15 protein-coding genes are annotated in these 21,516 nt (G+C 70.7%); 7 read left to right on the top strand and 8 right to left on the bottom strand.

Annotated elements, in window-relative coordinates; all coding sequences use genetic code 11:
* Positions 1 to 6: 6 nt before the first annotated feature.
* The 5 genes from D7X99_RS31365 to D7X99_RS31345 form a co-directional block, all read right to left on the bottom strand.
* Positions 7 to 4,092: a M4 family metallopeptidase gene (locus D7X99_RS31365; RefSeq protein ID WP_158627096.1), complete on the bottom strand. Its 4,086-nt coding sequence runs from the start codon at positions 4,090 to 4,092 to the stop codon at positions 7 to 9.
* A 386-nt stretch (positions 4,093 to 4,478) separates the two neighbouring features.
* Positions 4,479 to 5,642, bottom strand: coding sequence for a lytic polysaccharide monooxygenase (locus tag D7X99_RS31360; RefSeq protein WP_121780970.1), 1,164 nt, complete (start codon positions 5,640 to 5,642; stop codon positions 4,479 to 4,481).
* 62 nt (positions 5,643 to 5,704) lie between these two features.
* Complete coding sequence (locus D7X99_RS31355; RefSeq protein ID WP_120596651.1) at positions 5,705 to 7,132, bottom strand: DUF1552 domain-containing protein; 1,428 nt, start codon at positions 7,130 to 7,132, stop codon at positions 5,705 to 5,707.
* Positions 7,129 to 8,775, bottom strand: coding sequence for a DUF1592 domain-containing protein (locus tag D7X99_RS31350; RefSeq protein ID WP_233613863.1), 1,647 nt, complete (start codon positions 8,773 to 8,775; stop codon positions 7,129 to 7,131). The genes D7X99_RS31355 and D7X99_RS31350 overlap by 4 nt, the downstream gene beginning before the upstream one ends.
* Before the next feature lie 182 nt (positions 8,776 to 8,957).
* Positions 8,958 to 11,297, bottom strand: coding sequence for an ATP-dependent helicase (locus D7X99_RS31345; protein ID WP_121780969.1), 2,340 nt, complete (start codon positions 11,295 to 11,297; stop codon positions 8,958 to 8,960).
* A gap of 131 nt (positions 11,298 to 11,428) precedes the next feature.
* On the opposite strand from D7X99_RS31345, the gene D7X99_RS31340 reads away from it, so the two are divergent.
* From D7X99_RS31340 to D7X99_RS31325, 4 genes are all read left to right on the top strand, one after another.
* Positions 11,429 to 11,899, top strand: a complete 471-nt coding sequence (locus D7X99_RS31340; RefSeq protein ID WP_121780968.1) for a PaaI family thioesterase — start codon at positions 11,429 to 11,431, stop codon at positions 11,897 to 11,899.
* A 128-nt stretch (positions 11,900 to 12,027) separates the two neighbouring features.
* Positions 12,028 to 12,666, top strand: a complete 639-nt coding sequence (locus D7X99_RS31335; protein ID WP_121780967.1) for an RNA polymerase sigma factor — start codon at positions 12,028 to 12,030, stop codon at positions 12,664 to 12,666.
* The gene (locus D7X99_RS31330) at positions 12,663 to 13,211 is read left to right on the top strand and encodes a zf-HC2 domain-containing protein (protein WP_121780966.1); all 549 of its coding nucleotides are present in this window, start codon (positions 12,663 to 12,665) and stop codon (positions 13,209 to 13,211) included. The genes D7X99_RS31335 and D7X99_RS31330 overlap by 4 nt, the downstream gene beginning before the upstream one ends.
* Positions 13,212 to 13,222: 11 nt before the next feature.
* Positions 13,223 to 14,560 (top strand): AraC family transcriptional regulator, encoded by a 1,338-nt coding sequence (locus D7X99_RS31325; protein WP_121780965.1) that lies wholly within the window; start codon positions 13,223 to 13,225, stop codon positions 14,558 to 14,560.
* Positions 14,561 to 14,609: 49 nt separating this feature from the next.
* On the opposite strand, the gene D7X99_RS31320 is transcribed toward D7X99_RS31325, so the two are convergent.
* The gene (locus D7X99_RS31320) at positions 14,610 to 15,800 is read right to left on the bottom strand and encodes an anti-sigma factor (protein ID WP_121780964.1); all 1,191 of its coding nucleotides are present in this window, start codon (positions 15,798 to 15,800) and stop codon (positions 14,610 to 14,612) included.
* 46 nt (positions 15,801 to 15,846) lie between these two features.
* Positions 15,847 to 16,518, bottom strand: coding sequence for an RNA polymerase sigma factor (locus tag D7X99_RS31315; RefSeq protein ID WP_121780963.1), 672 nt, complete (start codon positions 16,516 to 16,518; stop codon positions 15,847 to 15,849).
* 498 nt (positions 16,519 to 17,016) lie between these two features.
* On the opposite strand from D7X99_RS31315, the gene D7X99_RS31310 reads away from it, so the two are divergent.
* From D7X99_RS31310 to D7X99_RS31300, 3 genes are all read left to right on the top strand, one after another.
* On the top strand, positions 17,017 to 18,777 hold the full coding sequence (locus D7X99_RS31310) for a VWA domain-containing protein (protein WP_121780982.1): 1,761 nt from the start codon (positions 17,017 to 17,019) through the stop codon (positions 18,775 to 18,777).
* A gap of 16 nt (positions 18,778 to 18,793) precedes the next feature.
* Positions 18,794 to 19,999, top strand: coding sequence for a hypothetical protein (locus D7X99_RS43970; RefSeq protein WP_233613861.1), 1,206 nt, complete (start codon positions 18,794 to 18,796; stop codon positions 19,997 to 19,999).
* Positions 20,000 to 20,063: 64 nt separating this feature from the next.
* A complete protein-coding gene (locus D7X99_RS31300) occupies positions 20,064 to 20,492 on the top strand; it encodes a Mov34/MPN/PAD-1 family protein (RefSeq protein ID WP_121780962.1) in 429 nt (142 codons plus the stop codon).
* A 9-nt stretch (positions 20,493 to 20,501) separates the two neighbouring features.
* Here D7X99_RS31300 and D7X99_RS31295 read toward each other — a convergent pair.
* Positions 20,502 to 21,516, bottom strand: a 1,015-nt coding sequence (locus D7X99_RS31295) for a metallophosphoesterase (RefSeq protein ID WP_147476310.1), incomplete at its 5' end; no start/stop codon positions are given.

Below are 21,516 nucleotides of genomic sequence, written 5' to 3'. Positions count from 1 at the left end.
GGGGAATTACCGTCCGAACTGGCTGACGAAGAGGGTGATGTCGTTGTCGTTCACAGAGCCGGCGCCGTCGAGGTTGGTCTCCTCGGAGCCGTTGGTGCCGTAGTCCTGCGCGAGCAGGCCCATGTCCTCTCCGTCCACGACGTTGTCGCCATTGATGTCGCCCGTGTAGACCTGGATGGCCGCCACGGCCTTCGCCGTCGGTACCACGACGCTCGCCGCGGACACGTGGCACAGGCCACGGGCCACCGGCGCGGCGTAGACGCCGTCCGTGCCGACGGTGCCGCAGACGCGGCCCTCCGCCACGGACCAGCTCACCGCCGTGTTCACCACGTTCGCCACGTTCGCCTGCAGGGCGACGGAGCCACCCACCGGCACCACGTGCTGCGCCACCACGAACTCCACCGCGACGGGCAGGAGCGTGAAGGGGGTGGTCGCCTTGGACCAGTTGCCGTAGGCGTCGTACGCCACCGCCTCGAGGATGTGCTCCCCCGGCGCCAGCGGAATCAGGAACAGCGGCAGCAGGTACGGCGCGGACGAGGTCCGGCCCTTCAGGGCGCCGTCCACGTAGAACTCCACGTACGCAACGCCCGTGTCGTCGGTGGCCTCGGCCCGCATCGTGTAGGTCTCGAACAGGCCCTCCACGCTGGCGGTGATGTGCGGCGCGCCCTGGTCCTGGATGGTGGAGTTGCGCACCTCGAAGGTCACCGTGCGCTCCGTCGTGTTGCCCGCCTTGTCCGTGGCCGTCGCCTTGAACTGGTGCGGGCCGTTGGACAGGGTCTTCGTGTCGAACGCCGTCGCGTAGATGCCCTGGACGTCCGTGAAGGAGCTCACCGGGGCGCCATCCACCTGGAACGCGAGGCTGGACGTCCAGATGTTGTCGCTCACGGAGGCCGTGAGCTGCACCGTCCCGTAGCTGCCCTCGACCGCCGCGGAGAGCGTGGGGCTCTCAATGTCCGCCTGGGTCGAGGTGACCAGGTTGACGTCGTCCACGAAGTACTGGGTGACTCCGCCCGTGATCTGCGGGGCCGCCGTCTGGTCCGCGTCGAAGAACAACTGCACCGTCTGGCCCTTGTACGCGGTCAGGTCGAAGCGGTGCTGGCGGTACTCCCCGGCGGTGTCATCCACGTTGGAGAGCGTCTTCAGCGTCGCCAGCTCGGTGCCGGCGGCGTCCCGCACCTTCGCGCTGATGGTGTGGTGGGGCAAGCCGTCGCTGAACGCGCCGTTGTACATGCGCAGCCAGAAGCTGAAGATGGCCGAGGTCGCGGTCGCCGGGATGGCCACGGACTGACGGACGGAGTGCCGCGCCGGACCCGCGTTCGTATAAAAGACGTACATGCGGCTGCCCGTGTGCGCGAAGGACGCGCTGCTGAGGATGCCCGTCGAGCCCGACTGCGTCGTCGCGCTCGTCCAGCTCCCGGCGGTCTCGAAGCTGGGATTGAGCACGCGCTGGGTGGCGGTGGTGTCCACGTAGAACGTCACCGTGGCGGAGTCACCCACGTTGCCGCCCGCGTCCGTGGCCCGGGCAACGAGCGTGTGCGGACCGGCCGTCAGCGTGGAGAGGTTGACGGCCCGGGTGAACGACTTGACCGAGTTGCCCAGGGACGCGCCGTCGACGAGGAACTCCACCGCGTTGACGAAGCCGTTGTCGGACACGTCCGCGAAGTAGCCCACGCGCGTGCCGGAGAAGACCACGCTGGCCTTCACCCGGGGCGCCTCGGCGTCCGCCGCGCGGATGACGCGCAGCGAGAAGTCATCCACCTGGAAGTTGGTGGCGAGCGAGGCGTTCTCGCTGCCTTCCATGAAGATGCGCACCGTCTGGCCCGCGTAGGCCGTCAGGTCCACGCTCTGCTGCGCATAGCCCAGCGTCGCGTCCAGGTTGGACCACGTCGCCACCGTCCCCAGCACCGTGCCGGAGGTGTCGCGCACCTGCAGCGTCAGCGTGTCGCGCACGGCGGTGGTCGTCGTCTCGGCGGTGCTGATGTTGAGGAAGAAGGTCAGCGCGGCCTGGGTGACGCCGGCGGGAATGGTGACGTCCTGCCACAGCCGGTCGACGTGCGTCGTGCCATAGCCGTTGAGCCACGCGAAGCCCTGGCCGTTGCGCGGGCCGGAGGAGACCGGGAAGTTGATGTTCGTCGGATCATCCGTCCAGCCCAGGGTGTCCTGTTCGAAGCCCGGGTTGATCAGGAGCTGATCGAAGGTGTTGGAGACGGTGAAGCTCGCCGGAGCGGACGCGGTGGAGTTGCCGGCCGCGTCGAACGCCACCGCCACCAGCGCATGCGAGCCGTTGGTCAGCGAGGTGGCATCCAGCGCGAACTGGAACGGCTGGGAGGAGACGGTCCCCACCGGGGCGCCGTCGACGTAGAACTCCACGCGGGCCACGCCGACGTTGTCGTCGGCCTGCGCCTTCAGCAGGATCTCAGAGGCGCTGCCAGAGACGCTCGCGGCGACGGTGGGGGCCGTGCGGTCGTCGTACGTGCCGGCGGTGTAGCCCACGTTGATGGCCGCGAAGGCGTTCTGCACCGCGCGGTACTCGTTGGACTGGGAGCCGAAGAGGTCCGCCGCGGCCTGGAGGCTGCTGGTGCGGGCCGACAGGTAGTTGGACGACGGGAACAGGTAGACAGTGAGCGCGCGGTACCAGATGGCCGCCGCCTTGTCGTTGCCGATGCCCCTCATGCCCGCGGGCAGGTAGGTGCTGGAGAAGTCGGTGCTGATCGCCAGCGGCTGCACGCCCTGGGACAGGAAGTAGAAGGCGCGGTTCATCGGGCCGCTGCTGTAGTGCACGTCGATGTTGCCCAGGCCGGGGAACCAGGCGTCCACGCTCGCGCCGTCCAGCGACGGGCGGAACATGATGCGCAGCGGGAAGCTGCTGAGCTGCTCGCCCATGAGCCAGTTGCCGCCGGTGTCACCAATGGAGCTGCCGCGGCCGTTGGCCACCCAGAACTCCGTCATGGCGCCGAAGATGTCCGAGTTGGCCTCGTTGAGGCCGCCGGACTCGCCGTCGTAGATGAGGCCGGCCGAGTGCGAGGTGACGCCGTGGGACATCTCGTGGCCCGTCACGTCGAGCACGCCCAGGGACCTGAAGCCGCCGGCGGCAGGGAACGAGCCGTCGCCGTAGCTCATGCAGAAGCAGCCGTCGCTCCAGAAGGCGTTGTTGTAGAGGTTGCTGGCGTGCACCCGGTTGTAGGTGGGCGAGCCGACGCCGTCGATGCCGTCGCGGCCGAGGATCTTCTTGTAGAAGTCCCAGGTCGCCAGCAGGCCGAAGTGCGCGTCGACGGCGGCCGTCTGGCCGTTGGTGCTCAGGGTGTTGTTGGCACCGACGATGTAGTTCTGCCCGTCGCCCCAGACGTTGTCGGCGTCCGTGTAGAGGGTCAGCGTGGGGACGACGCCGTTCTGCACGGCGGCGTGGTTGACGTCGTAGGTCCGGATGCCCTCGCCGCCGGCGCGCGTGACGTCGCGCAGCTCGAAGAGGCCCTGGGCGTTCTGGAAGACGTCCAACGGGACGTCACCGCTGTACTGCGAGTGGCCGAGCCCCTTGGCGGCGGCCGTCTCGAGCGAGTTCCACTGCTTGAGAACCTCGCCCGAGTTCGCGTCGACGATGAAGTCCGTGTGCTTGACGCCGTCCTTCGCGTTCTCCAGCTCGGTGTGCACGTGGTACGCGAGCCGGTAGGCGACGACCTGGGTGTCGAAGTCCGCCGCGTTCTGCTCCGCGACCGGCTTGCCGGGGTAGCGGTTCACGAGCCGCGTCTGGGGGTAGACGATGAGCTCGCTCTTCGGCGTGACGGCGAGCTCGCCCTTGGGCGCCAGCTCCTGGGTGGCCTTCGCCGCCGCGGACTTCGCGTCCAGCGCGGGCGTCACGCCCAGGCGGATGTTCTTGCGCAGGCCTTCGGTGGTGATGCGGATGTCCCCCGCGGACACTCCCTGGTGGGTGATGGCCATGGCGCCCCACACGGGGACGCCCTGGTACGTCTGCTCGAAGCGCGCGTGCGTCTGGCCAAAGGCGTCCGTGCTGGAGCTGGACAGCTGGAAGTCGTCCCGCGAGCCCAGCCCGAGCTTGAGGCTTTGCGCCTTGAGGCTGGCCAGGGATTGCGCCACACGCGATGGCTCCTGGACCTGGAGCTGCATCAGCGTGGAGGGTGCGACAGGGGTGAGTTTCTCAGCCGCGAGGGATGAGCTCGCCGAGAAAACACCGGCGAGGAGCAGAGGCCACCGGGGCCACGGCTTGGGCATGGAATTGACTCCACAGCATGCAGGGGAACTCCCGCCGGCAGCACCCGTGGGGGCGTGCTGCCACCGGAAGGATCACGCTCATGGCGGAGGGTCCAGACAGACTCAGACCTTTGCCCCCGTTCGTTCCATGATCAGCGTAATTGTCCACCAGTATACAGTGTCGAAACCCCAAGAAAATGGGGGGAAGCCCTGAGGACCACGAAGCACGCGGAGTCCTGTCAATTTCACTCCGAGTGATTGATGACCGCCTCTCACCTGGCCTGGTTGGCGAGCTCCCACGCGTCCTGCCACGCCATGCCCGTGCCCGGCGCGTAGTGCGACGCCGCGCCCTTGCACCAGCCGGAGTACGGGAACGGCTTGCAGCGGTAGATGAGCCCGTCCGTGCCCTCCACCAACGTGCCCGCCGCGTAGCTGTCGATGCCCGCCGGGTACTTGTACTGCGCGGATCCGCCGGTGGAGGGCTTCTCGATGTCCACCTGGAACGCGTAGCCCGTCTCCTTCGCGTACACGCGGTTGCCCAGTGCGTCCTGCACCGGCGTCACGCTGCCCGTCGTCTGGAGCACGCCCACCTGCACGCGGCTGGAGCCCGCGTTCACCTGCTGCGCCAGCCGGTACATCCACGTGGCCGCGGGCGTGGCCGCGTCGAGCGTCAGCGGATACGACTCGGCGTCGCGGCCCGCGCTGTCGAAGAGGCGGAACGTCACCTTGCTGGACTTGGGCAGGTCCTCGCGCGCCTGCACCTGGCCCAACTCCTTCCACGACACCGGCGGGGGCGGCGTGTTGCTGAACTTCACGTCCGTGCAGGCGTAGAAGGCCTCCGGGCTGTCCGCGCGCTGCCAGACGGCGTAGATGACGTGCGAGCCCGTCCGGGTCGCCGGGAATGGGCAGTTGAGCCGGTAGCGGTTGTTCACCGCGGACACGTTGGTGACGTTGCAGAAGGGCGTCGACTCCAGGTCCGACCACTTCAGGGGCAGCGCCGGGTTGTAGCCCTCCTTCGTCACGAAGAGCTGGAAGTAGCCCGTGGCGTGCACCGCGGTGGCGTGGAAGACGAACTCGAAGCGGCCGCTGCTGTCCGGGGTCATCAGCGTGGACGGCCAGTCCGTGCGCGCCAGGTCCAGGCCCTTGTGACTCTCATTGGCGGCGCTGCACAGCTTGCCGTCAGGGATGATTTCGCGGTGACGCCCGTTGGCGGCGCCCTGCCGGACGCCGTTCCAGTCATACAGCGCCTGCGTCCCACCGGTCTGCACGGCGGCCTTGCACGCGGCGGACCTGGGACTCTCCGGCCCCTCCTTGAAACATCCATAGACGCGGCTCAGCGGTACTTCCATGGAGCCGTGCGCCGCCGCCGGACCGGCGGACAGCAGGGAGACGAAAGCGAGTGACGCGGTGAAGGCCTTGCGGATTGCTGGGAACATCCCTTCCTCCTCTGTTCGAAAACAAAGGAGGAAAGGCACAGGCGAATCGGGTCAACGGCCGCTCAGGCCAGCAGCTCCGTCAGCAGGCCCTTGGGCAGCGTGGAGTCGCCGAAGTCATCCAGCGGCCCGCCTGCCGCGTTCTTCAGGCCCACCGCGGCGCCCAGGGTGTTGAGCATCTTGTTGAGGTTGGGGCTGCTGTTGCCGCCGGCCGCCGTCACCGCCACGCCCTGCTTGAGGTAGCCGTTGCAGCTGCCCGCCAGGATGAACGGGATGTGGCGCGCCGAGTGCGCCGGCCCGTTGCCCAGGTCGTTGAACCAGACGGACACACCCTGGTCGACCAGCTTCTTGCCGTTCGGCAGGGAGTACGCCGCCAGCTGATCCAACAGGTAGTTGAAGGTCTGCGCGAACTGCGCGTCCACGCGCGAGTGCAGCACGTCCGACCCGGCGATGATGCCACCCGACGCGTCGTGCGACGCGCGGCGGTGGGAGATGTAGTGGAAGTTCTCCATCAGCTGCCCCGTCGTGGGGTCGCGGTAGCGCGTGGCGCTGTCGTTGCCGTTGCCCACCTGGATGGCCACCGAGCGCGTGGTGCCGCACGCCACCGCCAGCACCGCGATGTCCATGTGCAGCCGCACCGTGGCCAGCACCTCGTCGCCGTCCGTGCTGTTGTAGCCGGGCGCCTGCTGCTGGAGCCGCAGCTCCTCGTCAGCGCGGGCGCGGCAGCTGAGCGCCACCTCCAGGTCGCGCACATTGGACAGGTGCAGGTCCAGGCGCTGCTTGTCCGTGCTGCTCAACTCCGGCCGCGACTGGAGCGCCTTCAGCTGGCCCGACACCAGGTCGTTGAGGCTCTTCTGGCGCACCAGCAGCTGCTCGCGCGCCTCCGGCGAGAGGCCTCCGGGGCCACCCACCATGGTCTGGTAGGCCACCCACGGGTCGTGCAGCGCGGCCCGGCGCGAAGCGCTGCCTCGGTGCGAGATGCAGGGGCCACCCAGCCACCCGCCGGCCTGCCCCGCGTAGAGGTAGAGCGAGTCGCGCTTCTGCGGGTTCAGCTCGCGGCCGATGCGGTGGTCCAGCGACTCGCCGGACGCCTCGGAGTCGCCGCCCACGCCCTCCACGGCGGGGCCGCGCGCGGTGAGGCACTGCAGCGCCCCGCGGGCGTGGCCGTCCCCGTAGTTGTAGTCCTTCATGTTGACGTTGCGCACCACCAGCAGGCGCGCGCGGTGGTCCGCCAGCTCCACCAGCGACTTGCCCGCGAGCGTCGTGGTGGAGAGGTTGCCCAGTGGCTCCGGCCAGAAGCGCTCCGGCTCGTTGCCCAGCTCGGAGGTGCTCTGCGCGGCGGCCACGCCATCCGCCTGGCGCAGGAAGATGGCGAAGGGCAGCGCGTCCGCCTCCGCCGCCTGGGCCTTGCGGGGCAACAGCCCCTCCAGCACCGGCAGCCCCAGCATGACGCCACCCAGGCCCTGCAACATGCGTCGTCGGCTCAGTTTCACGGCAGCTCCTCCGGGTGGCGAGTCACGAAGCCCACGCCCGTCACGACCTCGACGACCAGGTCCACGATGGGCAGCTGACCGGACTGCGACAGCTTGCCCAGCCGCGCCACCAGCGCATCGTCCTCCGCCACCGCGGGGCGTCCGCTCAGGAACTCCACCCAGTGGCGCGCGTAGCATTCATGCACCGACTGCGTGGCCGCGAGCGCGTCCGCCAGGTCCAGCGCGTCCTTCACCGACACCTTCTGTCCGCCGATGCCCGGCGTCGACGAGGCGTCCACCGGGAGCCCGTTGTCCGTCGTGCGGTAGCCGCCCACGGCGTCGAAGTTCTCGAAGGGGAAGCCCAGCGGGTTGATCAGCGTCGCGTGGCAGGACGCGCACACCGTGCCGGGCGCCTCCGTGTGCGACGTCACCACCTCGCGGTTGGTGCGGCCGTTGGGCGCGGGCAGCGCGGGGATGTTGGCCGGCGGCGCGCCAATCTTCTGGCACAGCAGGTGCTCCGACAGGAACACGCCGCGGTGGATGGGGTCCGGGTCGATGGACGTCGCGTGCGACGCGAGGAAGCCCACCTGCGTGAGCACGCCCCGGCGCTGCGCCCCGTCCAGCGTCACCGGCACGAAGTCCGCGGTGAACGTCCCGGTGAGGCCGTAGATGCGCGCCAGCTCGGCGTTGACGAAGGTGTCGCGCGACGTGAGCAGGTCCGCGAAGCGCCCCTTGCGCCCGAAGACGACGTCCTCGACGAAGAGCGTATTCTCCTTCGCCGCGGACTCCGCCAGCTTCGGGGTGACGTTGGGGAAGCGCGTCGCGTTGGGCCGGATGCTCGCGTAGCGGGGCACGTCGAAGACGGCCTGGTGGTAGGCGTCCACCACGCCGCGCGCCCGGGCGTCCGCCATCATCCGGCGCGCCTCGGAGGCCACGCCCTCACGCCTGGCCAGCATGCCCTCGCGAGCGGCGGCGAACAGCGCGTCGTCCGGCATGGAGTTCCAGAGCGCGTAGCTCAAGCGGGACGCCACCTCGAACGCGTCCAGCGGCACCTTGCCATCCGCCGCCTGCGTGCTGCGCTCCACGCGGTAGAGGAACAGGGGCGACTGGAGGAAGCCCTCCAGCACCAGCCGCAGGCCGCCCTGGAACGCGGCCATCGTCGGGTACGCCTGAGGGCCCTGGCGGTACAGCTTCAGGTACGTCTCCACCTCGTCCGCGGTCAGCGGGCGGCGCAGGGCGCGCAGGCCGAAGGACTCCACGAACGCCTTCGCGCGAGCCTCGTCCGTGGTGCTCCCCGCCGGCAGCAGCTTGCCCAGCTTCGTCGCGTCCGTGGCCACCTGCCCGGCCAGGTCCGCCGCCGCGCGCTGGTAGGCACCCCACAGCGCCTCGTCCACCGACAGCGCGCGGGCGTCGTTGTCGAAGAGGAAGCCGCTCTGGGACGGGTCCGCGCGGAACGACTGCGCCAGCGCCGTGGGCGCCGCGTCCAGCTTGAGCAGGTCCTTCACGCTGCTCACCCACTGCGCATGCGTCAGCCGAGCGACGCGCACGGAGCGCGCCGCCTGCTCCACGCCAGCAGGGGGAGGCTTGTTCGTCCCGTCAGGGCCAGGATTGCGCGGATTCGCCGCGTCAGAAATCTGGCCTTCGCAGGCAGTCAGGAAACTCAAGGAGCCCGCGAGCAGCGCGGAAGTCCACCGTCGTTGACGTAGCGCCATGGGGGGAAGCGCCTCCGTTCGTTGGAGGTCATCCCACTGGGGAAGCGTCAGGAAGTCAATCCGTACACCGGCCGACCGGGCCCGGCGTCACATGAATACTGGAAACCGCTGTGGACACCGGATCCGCCCGGCGCTCAGCCGGGGATGAGGAAGCGCGCGATGACGCGCTTGAGGCCCACGGTTCCGCCGAACTCCACGGTGACCTTGGCGTTGGGGCCGGACCCTTCCGCGGCGACGATTCGGCCGGAGCCGAACTGTTCGTGGCGCACGCGCATGCCGCGCACGTCGCCGCCCACGCCGTCCATGTCGGACGACGCCTGCGAATAGCTGCGGTCCACGCGCGGGCCCGTCTCGTCGTCGTCCCAGTTGCGGCGGCGCTGCGGCATGGCGGCGGAGGCGCGCGGCGGGGGCGGCAGGTCGTTCTCCTTGAAGCCGAAGAGCGCCTGCGGAACGTCCGCGAGGAAGCGGCTGGGCGGGTTGTACTTGAGCTCGCCGAAGAGGGAGCGGCACTGCGCCAGGCTCACGAAGAGCCGCTTGCGAGCGCGGGTGAAGCCCACGTAGCAAAGCCGTCGCTCCTCGGCCATCTCCTCGCCGCCGTCCGGGTCGTCGCTCTTGAGCGCGCGCGCGTGCGGGAAGACGCCCTCCTCCATGCCGGTGAGGAACACGGCGTCGAACTCCAGGCCCTTGGCCGCGTGCAGCGTCATCAGCGCCACGCGGCCCTCGCTCACCTCCGCGTCCGCCTCACCCACCAGGCTGATCTGCTCCAGGAAGGATTGCAGGGGCGGGATGTCCGCGGTGAGCGGCGCGGAGTCCACGCCCTCCGGCGCCTCCTCCTCGCGAGCTTCCGCCGCCTGGGCGGAGGCCACCATGTCGGACGCGCGCTTCAGGTCGAACTCCTGCGCCGCGCCCAGGAGCTCCTTCAGGTTCTCCGCCCGGGTGAGCGCCTCGTCGCTGCCTTCCGCGACCAGCGTCTCCACCAGCTTCGACTCCTTCAGCATCTGATCCACCGCGCCCGCCGCGTCCTTCGCCGTGAGGGAGAAGGCGTGCAGCGACTGGAGCAGTTGGTGGAAGCCGCCCAGCCGCTTCTGCGCGGTGGCGTTGAGCGAGGGGATGCGGTGGCGCTCGCCCAGGGCCTCGTAGAGGCTCAGGCCCTGCTCGTTCGCGAAGTCGGTCAGCCGCTCCTCGGTGGTGTCACCGATGCCGCGCGCCGGCACGTTGAGCACGCGCAACAGGTCCGCGTCCGAGCGCGGGTTCACCATCAGCCGCAGGTACGCGGAGGCGTCACGCACCTCCGCGCGGTCGTAGAAGCTGCGCCCGCTCACCAGCTGGTACGGCACGCGCCCCAGCCGCAGCGCCTCTTCCAGCACACGGCTCTGCGCGTTGGTCCGGTAGAACACCGCCATGCTGGAGAACTTGATGAAGCCCTCGCGCTGGACGGCGAGGATGCGCCGGGCCACCTCCTGCGCCTCCGCGCGCTCGTCGCGGTGCAGCAGCAGCTCCAGGTTCTCCCCCTTGGGCCGCTCGCTCCAGAGCTTCTTCTGCATGCGGCGCGGGTTCTTGGAGATGACCTCGTGCGCGGCGGTGAGGATGTTCTGGTCGGAGCGGTAGTTCTGCTCCAGCTTCACCACCTTCGCGCCCGGGTACTGCACGGGGAACTGGAGGATGTTGTCCACGTCCGCGCCGCGCCAGCGGTAGATGGACTGGTCGTCGTCGCCCACCACCACCAGGTTCGCGGACGGCGGCGGGGCAAGCTGGCGCAGGAACGCGTACTGCACGGGGTTGGTGTCCTGGAACTCGTCCACCAGCACGTGCGTGAAGCGCGTGCGGTAGCGCTCCAGCACGTCCGGCCGGTCGCGGAAGAGCTTCACGAGCAGGAGCAACAGGTCGCCGAAGTCCACCGCGTTCGCCGCGCGCAAGAGCTTCTGGTAGCCCGCGTACACGCGCTTGACGATCTGCCCGCGCACGTCCTCCTGCTCCACGCGCATGTCCTCCGGCAGCCGCGCGGCGTTCTTCTCCTGGTCGATGCGGTGCAAAATCTCCCGTGGAGATATTGCGAGCTCCACGCTCGTGTCGCGCAAGGCGCGCTTCACCAGGTTGAGCTGGTCGCCGTCGTCGTAGATGACGAAGGACCGCGTCAGGCCCGCGGCCTCCGCCTCCCGGCGCAGGATCATGGCCGCGGCCGAGTGGAACGTGGTCACCACCAGGTCGTTGGCCTGCGCGCCCAGCAAATGGGCGAGGCGATCGCGCATCTCGCGCGCGGCCTTGTTGGTGAAGGTGACGGCCAGGATGCGCCACGGGAAGACGCGGTGGACCTTCACCAGGTGGGCCACACGGCGGGTGATGACGCGCGTCTTGCCGCTGCCGGCGCCCGACAGCACGAGCAGGGGGCCGTCGCCGTGGAGCACGGCGTCCGCCTGGGGCGGGTTCAGGTCTTCGAGGAGGGCGGTTTCGTGGGCGTTCACGGAGGGTTCCACCAGGGGGAAGAACCCCGTCTTCTAACGTCTTTCGCGCGCGGGTGCCGGGTCTTCCGGTAAGCCCTGTCGCCCGCCGGGCCGTCCGCTCTCGGGACGGGCAGGAGCGTGGGATATAAAAGGGCCCACCTGCCATGTCCGACACCCCGTCCCGCCCGTCCCAGGCCCAGCTCGACCGCTTCGCGGAGCTCTTCAACGAGAGCCTCACCCTGCGCCACTTCGGCGCCCGGATGTCCTTCCCCGAAGGGCGCATGGTGGTGGTGGAGCTTCCGGAGGTGCAGCCGCAGCACCGGGGCGGCCTGGGGGCCTCCGCCGTCAACGGCGGCGTGCTCTCCGCCCTCTTCGACTACGCCATCGGCTGCACCCCGGCGCTCCGGGACCCCACCCGCCGCTGCGCCACCGTCCAGCTGTCCATGAGCTTCGAGCGCCCCGCCACCGGCAACCACCTCCGAGTGGAGGCCGTCATCGACAACGGCGGCCCGTCCACCCTCTTCGCCTCCGCGAAGCTGATGGACGCGGAGGGCCGGGTGTGCGCCCGCTGCCAGGGCGTCGTGCGCGTCTCCAACCAGCCGTGGGCCTCCGGCGAGAGCCCCGCCACCAACTGACATTCCCCCACCCCGGGCCTCCCTTGCCCATTCCCGTCGATATGTCCGGCCAGGCGGCGCGTTTCCCTGGGAGCCCGGGGCAGGAACGGCCTCCGGGGGACGAGCGCGGCTCGCAACGGGAAGACGGCATGGATGCAGCCGTACAGGGCTTGGGGATGACGACCCTCCAGTCGCGGCAGGACACAGAGAGGGCCGCGCGACCGGCGGCGCCGGACGAGGAGGCCCTGTCCCGGCGCGCGCTGGAGGGGGAGCGGGCGGCGTGGGACGCGCTCATCGCGCGGCACCAGCGCCGGGTGGTGGTGTCGCTGCTCGCGCGAGGCATCCGGGTGGACCGGGCCCAGGAGCTGGCGCAGGAGACGTGGGCGCGCCTCATCCAGCAGCAGCAGCGGGGCCTGCTCGCGGAGCTGCGGCTGCCGGCGCTCGCGCTCACCCAGGCGGCGTTCCTCGCGTCGGATGACACCCGGCGCATGCGGCGCGAGTCGGTGGACGGCACGCTGGAGGACCTCCCGGAGCGGCAGCAGCCGGTGGACCCCGCGCAGTCCGCGGAGAAGCGCCTGCTGTCGGAGGAGCAGCTCGCCCGGGCCCGGGACGCGCTGGAGCAGGTGTCACCGGGCGCGCGCAACGTCTTCCTCCTGGCCTGTGACGGCCAGGGACTTCCCCATGCAGAAGTCGCCTCCCGCGTCGGGCTGTCCGTCCAGCGCGTGCGACAGATTTTGTGCGAGGTCCGCAAGAAGCTGCGCACCGCGCTCGAAGAGGAACAACCATGATCAGCCCCACGCCCCACCTCACCCGCGACCGCACGGAGCAGTACCTGCTGGGCGCGCTGCCGCCCGAAGCCGAGGCGGAGCTGGAGGCCCACACGCTCACGTGCGAGCCGTGCGCGCGGCTGCTCCAGGAGGAGGCCCTGCTGGAGGAGCAGTTGTACGAAGTCGCCGCCGCCACGCCGCGCGACGCGGTCGTGGTGCGCCCCGCGCGCTGGCGCCGTCCGGCCGCCGTCGCCGCGGCGCTGGTCGCGGTAGCGGCCTCCGTGTTCCTGATGCTGCGGTCCGGAGGGGAAGCCGTCTCTCCGTCCGTGACGCCCGTGGAAGCACCGGTCGTCGCGGTGCAGGACACGCCGGTTGAGGATGACGAGGCGCCCCGGGACATCGTGGTCGCGTGCCCGGACCTGGCCACGCAGGAGCACTGCCTCAAGTCCGCGAGCGCGCGCGGGCTGCTCGTGTATCACCCCGGTGGACAGGGCGAGGTCCCCCGCTACGACGCGTCCAGCGGGCTGACCCAGGTGGCGCTGAGTTCGCGCCCGGCCGCGCTGTGAGGACTTCCGTGATGACGCTCCGAACCCGCCTCCCCGGCCTGCTGCTCGCGCTCTGGACGCCCCTCGTGGCGGCCCAGACTCCGCCCGCCGTCGCGACGACGGCGCTCACGTCCACGACGGCGGCCACGCCCGAAACCGCGGCGCCGAAGGCGAGCCCGACGCCCCCAAACGGTGCTCCAGCGCCCAGGTCCAGCGCGGAGGTGGCCTCCGTCACGGCGCCTCCCGCGTCGGGCGGCAGGCCCGCGTCGCCGGATGCCACGCGGACGAAGCTGCCGCAGGGCTGGTACGTCACGGAGAGCGCGCCCCAGCACTACGAGGCGGGCGTGGATGAGTCCTCCCCGTGCGAGGGCACGCGCAGCGCCTTCCTGCGCTCGCGCACGCAGGCCACGGACAGCTTCGGCACCTTCATGCAGGCCTTCAGCGCGCAGGACTTCCGGGGCAAGCGCCTGCGCTTCTCCGCGGCCGTGCGCCACCAGGACGTGAAGGGCTGGGCGGGGCTGTGGATGCGCGTGGAGGGCGCGGACCCCAAGCAGCCGCTCGCCTTCGACAACATGCAGTCGCGCGCCCTGGTGGGCACCCACGGCTGCAAGCGCTACGACGTGGTGCTGGACGTGCCCAGGGAGGCCACCTCCATCATGGCGGGCCTCATCATGAGCGGCACCGGCCAGGCGTGGCTCGGCGGCGTGCGCTTCGAGACGGTGGACGCGTCGGTGAAGACCACGGACCTGCTCGCCACCCCGCAGCCCCTGCCCTCCGGCCCCCAGGGCCTGGAGGATGGCCCCCTGCCCAAGGCGAACACGCCCCTGGGCCGGGTCGGCACCGCCTGGTTCGACACGCAGCGCGTGCAGACGGCGACGCCGCTCATGCTCGGCAAGGGCCCTTCGTGGAAGGGCGAGTTCGGCGACGAGCTCTTCGAGCACGGCATCGAGGTGAACGGCTCCTACGAGCGGCGGGACCTTTCGGTGAAGGTGCGCGCTGGAGGCTCCGCCACCCTCATCGAGGGCACCTGGGGCGGAGAACCGCTGTTCATCCGGCTCGCGTCGGACTCGCTCCGCATCCGCTGGGGCGTCGACGACCAGCGCTTCGAGCGGGACCTGGCTGCGCCCACGCAGCAGGGATGCAACGCGTACCGGCAGACCACGGGACGCTTCGAACGGCAGTGGCTGGAGGTGTGCGGCGTGGCGCTCGCCACCCGGCCGCCGCTCACGCAGCTCGTGGCGGCGTTCCTGTCCGGTGGCGTGCGGGCCGGAGCCTCGCGAGGCCCCCTCCCCATGCCCAGGCTGCCGGTGCGCTCGGCCCAGCCGTACGACTCGTCCGGCCGGGACGTGCCCTCCTCCCAGCTCCAGTGAGGCAGGGCGAAGGCGGAAGGTTCCCACCTTCCGCCGCTCCGCGCTTCACTCAGAACGCGAAGTCGCGCTCCAGCGTCTCCTGCCCGGCCTGCACCGTGAGGTGGGCCGCGTGCGCGCCGGTGGCCGCCGCCGTGGACAGGTCGAAGGACAGCCCCTCCGGTCCCTGCGTCGGCTTGAGCGACGGGCGCCCGGGCGACAGGAACACGGCGGCCGTCACGGCGCGCGTGCCCAGGGGCTGCACCAGAAGCCGCACCCGCTGACGCTCGCGAACCAGCACCACGCGGAAGTCGCGCCGCTCCTCCAGCACCTCGCGGTGCTCCGGCAGGCGGGCCGCGCTGGGGCGCCGGGCCACGTCCGCGCGGGAGTCGCGCGTCGCGCGCGGAACCTGCGCGCCTTCCTCATCCAATTCCAGCGCCTCGTCGATGGCGGCGTCGCCCTCTTCCAGCGCCAGCACGGCCTGGGCGCACTCGCCGCAGCCGGCCGTGTGGGCCTCCACGCGCTCGCGCTCCTCGCGGCTCATCTCGCCGGAGTCCAGCCGCCACAGCTCGTCATCCGTGAGGTGGCGGCGCGGGGGCGTGTCCACCACCGCCGTGTCCGCCCGGTCCGCGCGACAGCTGGCGCAGTCCTTCAGGTGCTCCGGGTCCTTCATGGGGCGGCCCGTCCAGGACGCCACCAGGTCATCACAGCCGGCCCTCGCGGAGAACCACCAGGCGCCGGGGCGCTCCACGGGGTCCAGCAGGTCGCGCTCGGCGCGGCGCTCGGTGTTGAGCGGGATGAACCAGCGCGCCCGGGAGCGCAGCGAGGAGTCCAGGTGCCCCAGCGCCCCGAGAAAGCGCTCACGAGCGGTGCTCGCATCCCCGTCCAGCGGGCCCTTCAACATCTCCCAGGTGACGAGCGCGCGGGCGGCGGAGGCGGCCCGGTCCCGGGCGGCCAGTCCTTCCAGCGCGGACGCGCGCCACAGCTCCGCTTCCTCACCCTCCTCGCCCAGCGCCACCTCCATCGACTCCTCGGCGGCACGCAGGAGCAACGGCTGGAGCGCCTGCGGTTTCTGCTGGGCAAGCCAGGCTTCCACTTCGGGGCGGCCCAGGTCCTTCAAGGCCTCTTCCACCCTGTCGGTGCCGAGCCGGTCCGAGCGGCGCAGCACATCCCCCACCACCTCCAACAGCTCACCCACCGCGAGGGGGCCCGCGCCCAGGCGCGCGTACCGGGCCTGGTAGCGGGACAGCGCGTCGCCCTTCATCGCGACATCCCGGGCGAGGCGGAGGACATCATGCCCCCGCGAGACGTCACGACGGCTCCTCCGGCAGTCCGTCCCGCTGCAACTCCAGCAGGTACAAACGCAGGTATGCCTGGGCGCGGCTGACGCGCTTGTACGAGTTCACCACGCTGATGTTCAAACGACGTGCGCATTCCTCGTGATCCTCCACGTCCTCGTGGTGATAGAGCTCCCATGCGGAAGCCTCCTTTGGATGCTCCTGCTGGAGCCTGGCGTAGGCGGCCCAATACATTTCCTGCGCCTCGGCTCGCTCCTCGCGACGCCGTGCGCCCTCCACCGCCCGGGCCACCTCGGACGGGGTCTCTTCCATGACGTCGTCGGGCGACGCCGGCGCGGGCGCCAGCTCCTCCCGGTGCCGCCGGTAGAAGTCGATGGCGACGTGCTTGACGATGCGCAGGAAGAACGTCTTGGGAGACGCGCTCCTGCCCGGCATCTGCTCGGACACGCCCCGGAACTGATCCAGGCCCCGGTCGAGGAACTTCCCCACCGCGTCCTGGAAGAGCTCGTCGGCGTCCGCCGGCGAACCGCGTCCGTAGCTGCCCTGAATCCGGCCAATGACGTAACGGGCCGGGCGCGCCCACCGCGCGCACAAGGCCCCCAACGGAGTCCCGATGGCCTCGCCTGTGGCGCGCCGCCGGGTCACCTCCGCGAACAATTCCTCATCCGTGAGCTGCTCGTACACCGGAAGACCCTGGAGGCTGTCCCGGGAGGTCCTCGTCCCGAGAGGTTGGGTTACGGGGATGTGGCGCGGCAAATTAACACGTTGCATCCGCGAACAGCCTCCGACTGGTTACCAGAACGCCCGACTCCGGCCCCCTGCGTTTCCTGACACGCTTTTTTCAAGAGCCCGCGGATGACGCGGCGGGTCGCTTCCATAGAGGCCCCAAAAAGGCCGGAGCAGACCCGTAAGGTCCCGGAAAAAGGCCAGGAAATGCGCCGTCAGGATTCCGGCCAGGGGGGCGTCCAGGGCCGCATCGCTTTCGAGCGCCCGGCCGAAGAGGCCCTACACGCCGTGGTTCGACTCCACCCCTCCGCTCGCAAGGCGGGGGGACCGCCGGCGGTCCGGCACTGAATTCGTAATTCAGCCTTCCGGCTTCCTCACTCGGGCGCTCACTTTTTCCCTCCTCACTCCAGGCAGCCCTTCCGGGCATGCCTCCGTCCCGAAAGGGGGATGACCGCCATGACCGCTCGCACCCAGACGACCCTTCCGGAGACGCAGCGAGGACCGGCCGAGCGCCTGCTCGACGTGGTGCTCGGTGGCTCCGCCCACCTGTGGCACCACCGCCCCGGCCTGGACGTGAACGGCACCTGGGTGGCCGTCGCCGGCGCGGACGCGAAGGCCCTGTCGCGCGGCCGCAAGGTGTCGCCCGGTCTGTTCGTGCCCGCCGCGGTGAAGCTGTACGGCCAGCTCTTGGAGCTCTACCGCCTCAACCCGACGCTGATGGCGCACTTCGCGTCGTACGCGCTGACGCAGACGGACTGGCGCGACCTGAAGGTGGCCACCTGCGCGCTGATGCTGGTGCAGGAGCACGCGGGCCAGCCCGTGCGCGACGGCCAGGGCACCATCGCCTTCCACGACGACGACTACCGCTCCATCGGCGAGGCCATGGTGCTGCACTACGTGCGCCGCTCCACGCGGATGCTCACGCCCAAGGCCGTGCTGCGCGTGGCGGAGCTGTTGGAGACGCCGGAGATCGCGCGCCTCAACCGCGCCGCGGGCTTCGGTGACCCGGCGTCGCGCAAGCCGCCCCTGGGCCGCTGGAAGCGCGTGGCCCAGAAGTGGCTGGCCGCGCGTGAGGCGAACCTGCCCATGCTCCAGGGCCTGGTGAAGGCGGGCTACAAGGAGACGCTGAAGAAGCTGGCGCGCAAGGCGGGCTACAAGCCCCAGTCGCAGGGCTTCTTCGAGGTGCTCGGCTGGAAGCAGAAGCAGGCGGACGGCGGCCACCGTCAGGTGGGGCTGCACGGGCTCACGCTGGTGAAGCGCGAGCGCTTCGACGGCCTCTCCGAGGCGGAGATCTGCGAGTGGATTGAACTGGAGCGCCTCTCCTACAAGGAGGTCGTGGGCCGGCTGCCGAAGGACGTGGGCCTCACGCCCGCCATCCTGGCCACGCTGCTGCCGTCGTTGTCGGACCGCGACCTGCGGCTGATGACGCCCACGCTGGAGGACCTGGGCCTGTTGCAGGAGCCGTCCGTGAAGGCGCGCTGGGAGCGAGCGGTGGCGAACGCCACGGATCAGCGCTCGCTGAACATCGCGAAGAACGTCCGCGGTGAGGACGTGCGTCGCAAGCTGGAGGAGGCGAGCGACAACGCGGTGAAGAAGGCGGTGGCGGAGGCGACGGCGGAGACGGACGTGCGGGTGATGTTCCTCATCGACAAGTCGGGGTCCATGGAGGGCGCCATCGAGCAGTCCAAGGAGGCGCTGTCGCGCATCCTCGCGGGCTTCCCGCTGAACAAGCTGCACGTGGCGGCGTTCGACACCATGGGCACGGTGCTGCAGCCCAAGGCGGCGAACCGCACGGCGGTGCAGCACATGCTGTCCGGGCTGAAGGCGTCCGGCGGCACGGTGCACGCGGCCGGCGTCCACGCGCTGCACCGCTCCGGGGTTCGCATCCCGGCGGAGGCGAAGCTGGTGGTGATGGTGGTGGGTGACGAGGCGGGCGAGGCGGGCGACCAGTTCGCCCGGGCCTTCCACGCGTGTGGCTACAGCGTGGCGGCCATGGCGCTGCTGGTGAGCGTGGCGGGGGCGCGCGGCAACACGGTGCGCTCGGGGGCGAAGCAGCTGGGCGTGCCCTTCAGTGAGGTGAGCGTGGGGCAGTTCGCGGACCCCTACCAGGTGCCGCGTGTGCTCCAGGCGCTGATGGACGCTCCGCGCGAGGCGGGGGCCAGCCAGTCCGGCTGGGTGGACCGGGTGATGAGCACGCCGCTCTTGAAGGCGGCGTGAAGAAGGAGACAGGGGCGTGGACTACCGGAAGCTGCTCGGAAAGGTGGAGTCGGCGGTGCTGCCGTATTTCGGCGGTGGGACCGTGGACGCGCCTTCACGCCGCCTGCGCGTCACCCAGCCCGTCGCCCCGGGCTGGTGGCGTTTCGAGGTGAAGGGCCGGGAGGCCACCGCGCGAGAGCCGGCGTCTCCCGAAGGGCTGGAGGCGCTGCCGCGCGTGCGGGGCCACGTCTGGGGGACGCGGCTGGTGCGCGAGGGCGCGGTGGCGGAACCGCTGGCGTTGATGCCGGAGGAGGAGCCGCCGCGCCTGTCGCCGGTGACGGCGCGCCGCTGGCATGACGGCACGCTGCTCTTCGAGGGCGTGGAGTTCGAAGGCGAGGCGGAGGAGACGGCGCGCCGAGCGCTGGAGGAGGACCGTGCGCTGGGGGACACGCGAGGCGTGAGTGCCTCGCTGCGCGCGGCGTTCGGCTTCGCGGTGCTGGAGGCGGTGTCGCGAGGCACGGGCATCCCGTTCGCGCCCGTGGAGGCCCGTGCGCGGGTGCTCGACGTGGCACGCGAGGGACGCGCGGAGGCGGAGCGTTGCCTGAACCGGCTGGCCGAGGAGCGTGCGCGCTTCGTCCGGATGCAGGCGGAGCTGGAGGCCCGGCGCGAAGCAGAGGCCCGTGCGCGGATGCATGAAACAGGCATGCCGGAGGTCTGGCGGGACGCGGAGGGCCGCGAGCTCGGGCGGGCGTTGTCAGGGCGTGAGCGCGAACGCTGGGAGACCCTTCACGAAGAGGGAGCCCGTGCGCGGATGAACCAGGAGCCGGACGCGAACGGCCGCGGGGTGACGCCGTCGGCTTACGAGCGTGAGGCGTGGGAAACACGCCGGGATGCCTCCGCGCGCGCTTCCGGCCAGACGTTGGGCGCGCGAGATGGACGAAACTTCACGCGCCAGCAGCACCGACGCGCGGAGTCGGACGTCGGCGCGTGGGTGGAGCGCGCGCTGGACAAGGCCGGCGCGCGGCTGCTGGACCACCGCCGGCTGGGGGATGGCCTGCTCGAGGTCGTCTACACGTTCATGGGCGAGCGCTTCGTCACGGTGGTGGAAGCCGCGACGCTGCGCGTGCGCGACGCGGGCGTGTGCCTGGCGGGCGCGGACAACCGGGTCACGCTGGAGAGCCTGCCGTCGGTGCTCAAGGAAGCCATCGACACGGACGCGCTGGTCATCACCCGGCACGTCTGAAACCCGCGTGTCCGACCGGGCCCGTTCCCCACGTCGGTACGGGACATTCGGGAGGAAGAACTTCATGTCGACGACGCGCGAGGTGTGTCTGCTCATCGGACCGGAGGACCAGGTGTTGTGGGGCGATTCCTTCGACGACCCCATGGCGCTCCCGGACTCCCGCCCTCGGTGGGAAGCCATCTGGAGCCTGAGGGACACGCTGGTGGAGATCACCCACAGCCACCCGGAGGGCCCGCTGGCCTTCTCCCAGGAGGACGAAACGACCATGGCCGCGCTTCAGGCGGCGCTGGGCCGGACGCTGCGATTCTCCGTGGTGGCCCCCGACGGAATGGTGGTCCGCATCGGCGGCGAGGACGTGCTGGTGCGCGAAGAGCCCGCGTGGGCCGCGCCGCTGCGCATCGCCTCGGGGCTGCTGTATGGCCGGCCCCGGCCCGGTCCCACCATCCTCCAGGAAGATGGCCTGCTCCTGGAGCGAGCCCACCGCAAACCGTGAGCCTCTTCTTCAGCCCGGCAGCAGGATGATGCGGGCAATCTCCGGCGGCGCGGCGACGCGCATGGGCGGCCCCACGAAGCCGCACCCGCGGCTGACGTAGAGGTGCGAGTCGCCCTGCTGGCTCAGGCCCGCGTTCTGCTCGCCCCAGATGAGGTGGCCCAGCACGTTGCCAGGGAACATCTGTCCGCCGTGCGTGTGCCCTGAAATCTGGAGCCCCACGCCGCGCTGGGCCACCACCTCGAAGTTGGAGGGCTGGTGCGCCAGCAACACCGACGCGCGGTCCGGCCTGAGGCCCTTCAGCGCCGCGTCCAGGTCATACCCGGCCTCACCGAGCCGGTTCGCGCTCCAGTCATCCACGCCGATGAGGTCGAAGGACGCGCCCGCGTCACCAATGGACACGGCGCGGTTGCGCAGCACGGTGATGCCCAGCCCCCGGACGAACTCCGTCCACGCCTCCACGCCGGAGTAGTAGTCGTGGTTGCCGGTGACGAAGTACGCGCCGTGCCGGGCCTTGAGCGCGCCGAAGCCGCCCACGTAGCGCCCCAGCTCCGGCACCGTGCCGTCCACCAGGTCGCCCGTCACCGCGATGAGGTCCGGCTTGAGCGCGTTGGCGCGAGCCACCAGCTCGTCCACGAAGCGGCGCTGCAACACCCCGCCAATGTGGATGTCGGTGAGCTGCACCAGCGTGAACCCCTCCAGCGCCTTGGGCAACCCGGGCAGCCGCACCGGGATGTCGCGCACGTCCGGCGGATGGTACGCGCGCCAGGTGCCAAAGGTGCTCATCCCCGCTCCCGCCACGGTGGCACCCGCCGCGAGCCCCCGGGCGAGGAAGGCCCGGCGCTCGGGCGAAGGCTCCGGAAGCTTGCGCGCCTTGGTGAACACGCCCCGGACCACGTCCAGCCCCAGGGTGAACATGAGCAGGTAGAGCACCAGCCCCATCCACACCAGCAGGACGATGCCCGTCCACCACGCCACTTCGGAGGAGAGCTTCGCCCCCACCGCCCGAGCGCCCAGCGAGCCCACC

It is taken from the genome of Corallococcus sp. AB032C (assembly GCF_003668935.1).
Lineage (GTDB): Bacteria > Myxococcota > Myxococcia > Myxococcales > Myxococcaceae > Corallococcus > Corallococcus exiguus.
This window is presented reverse-complemented; position numbering and strand designations above follow the sequence as displayed.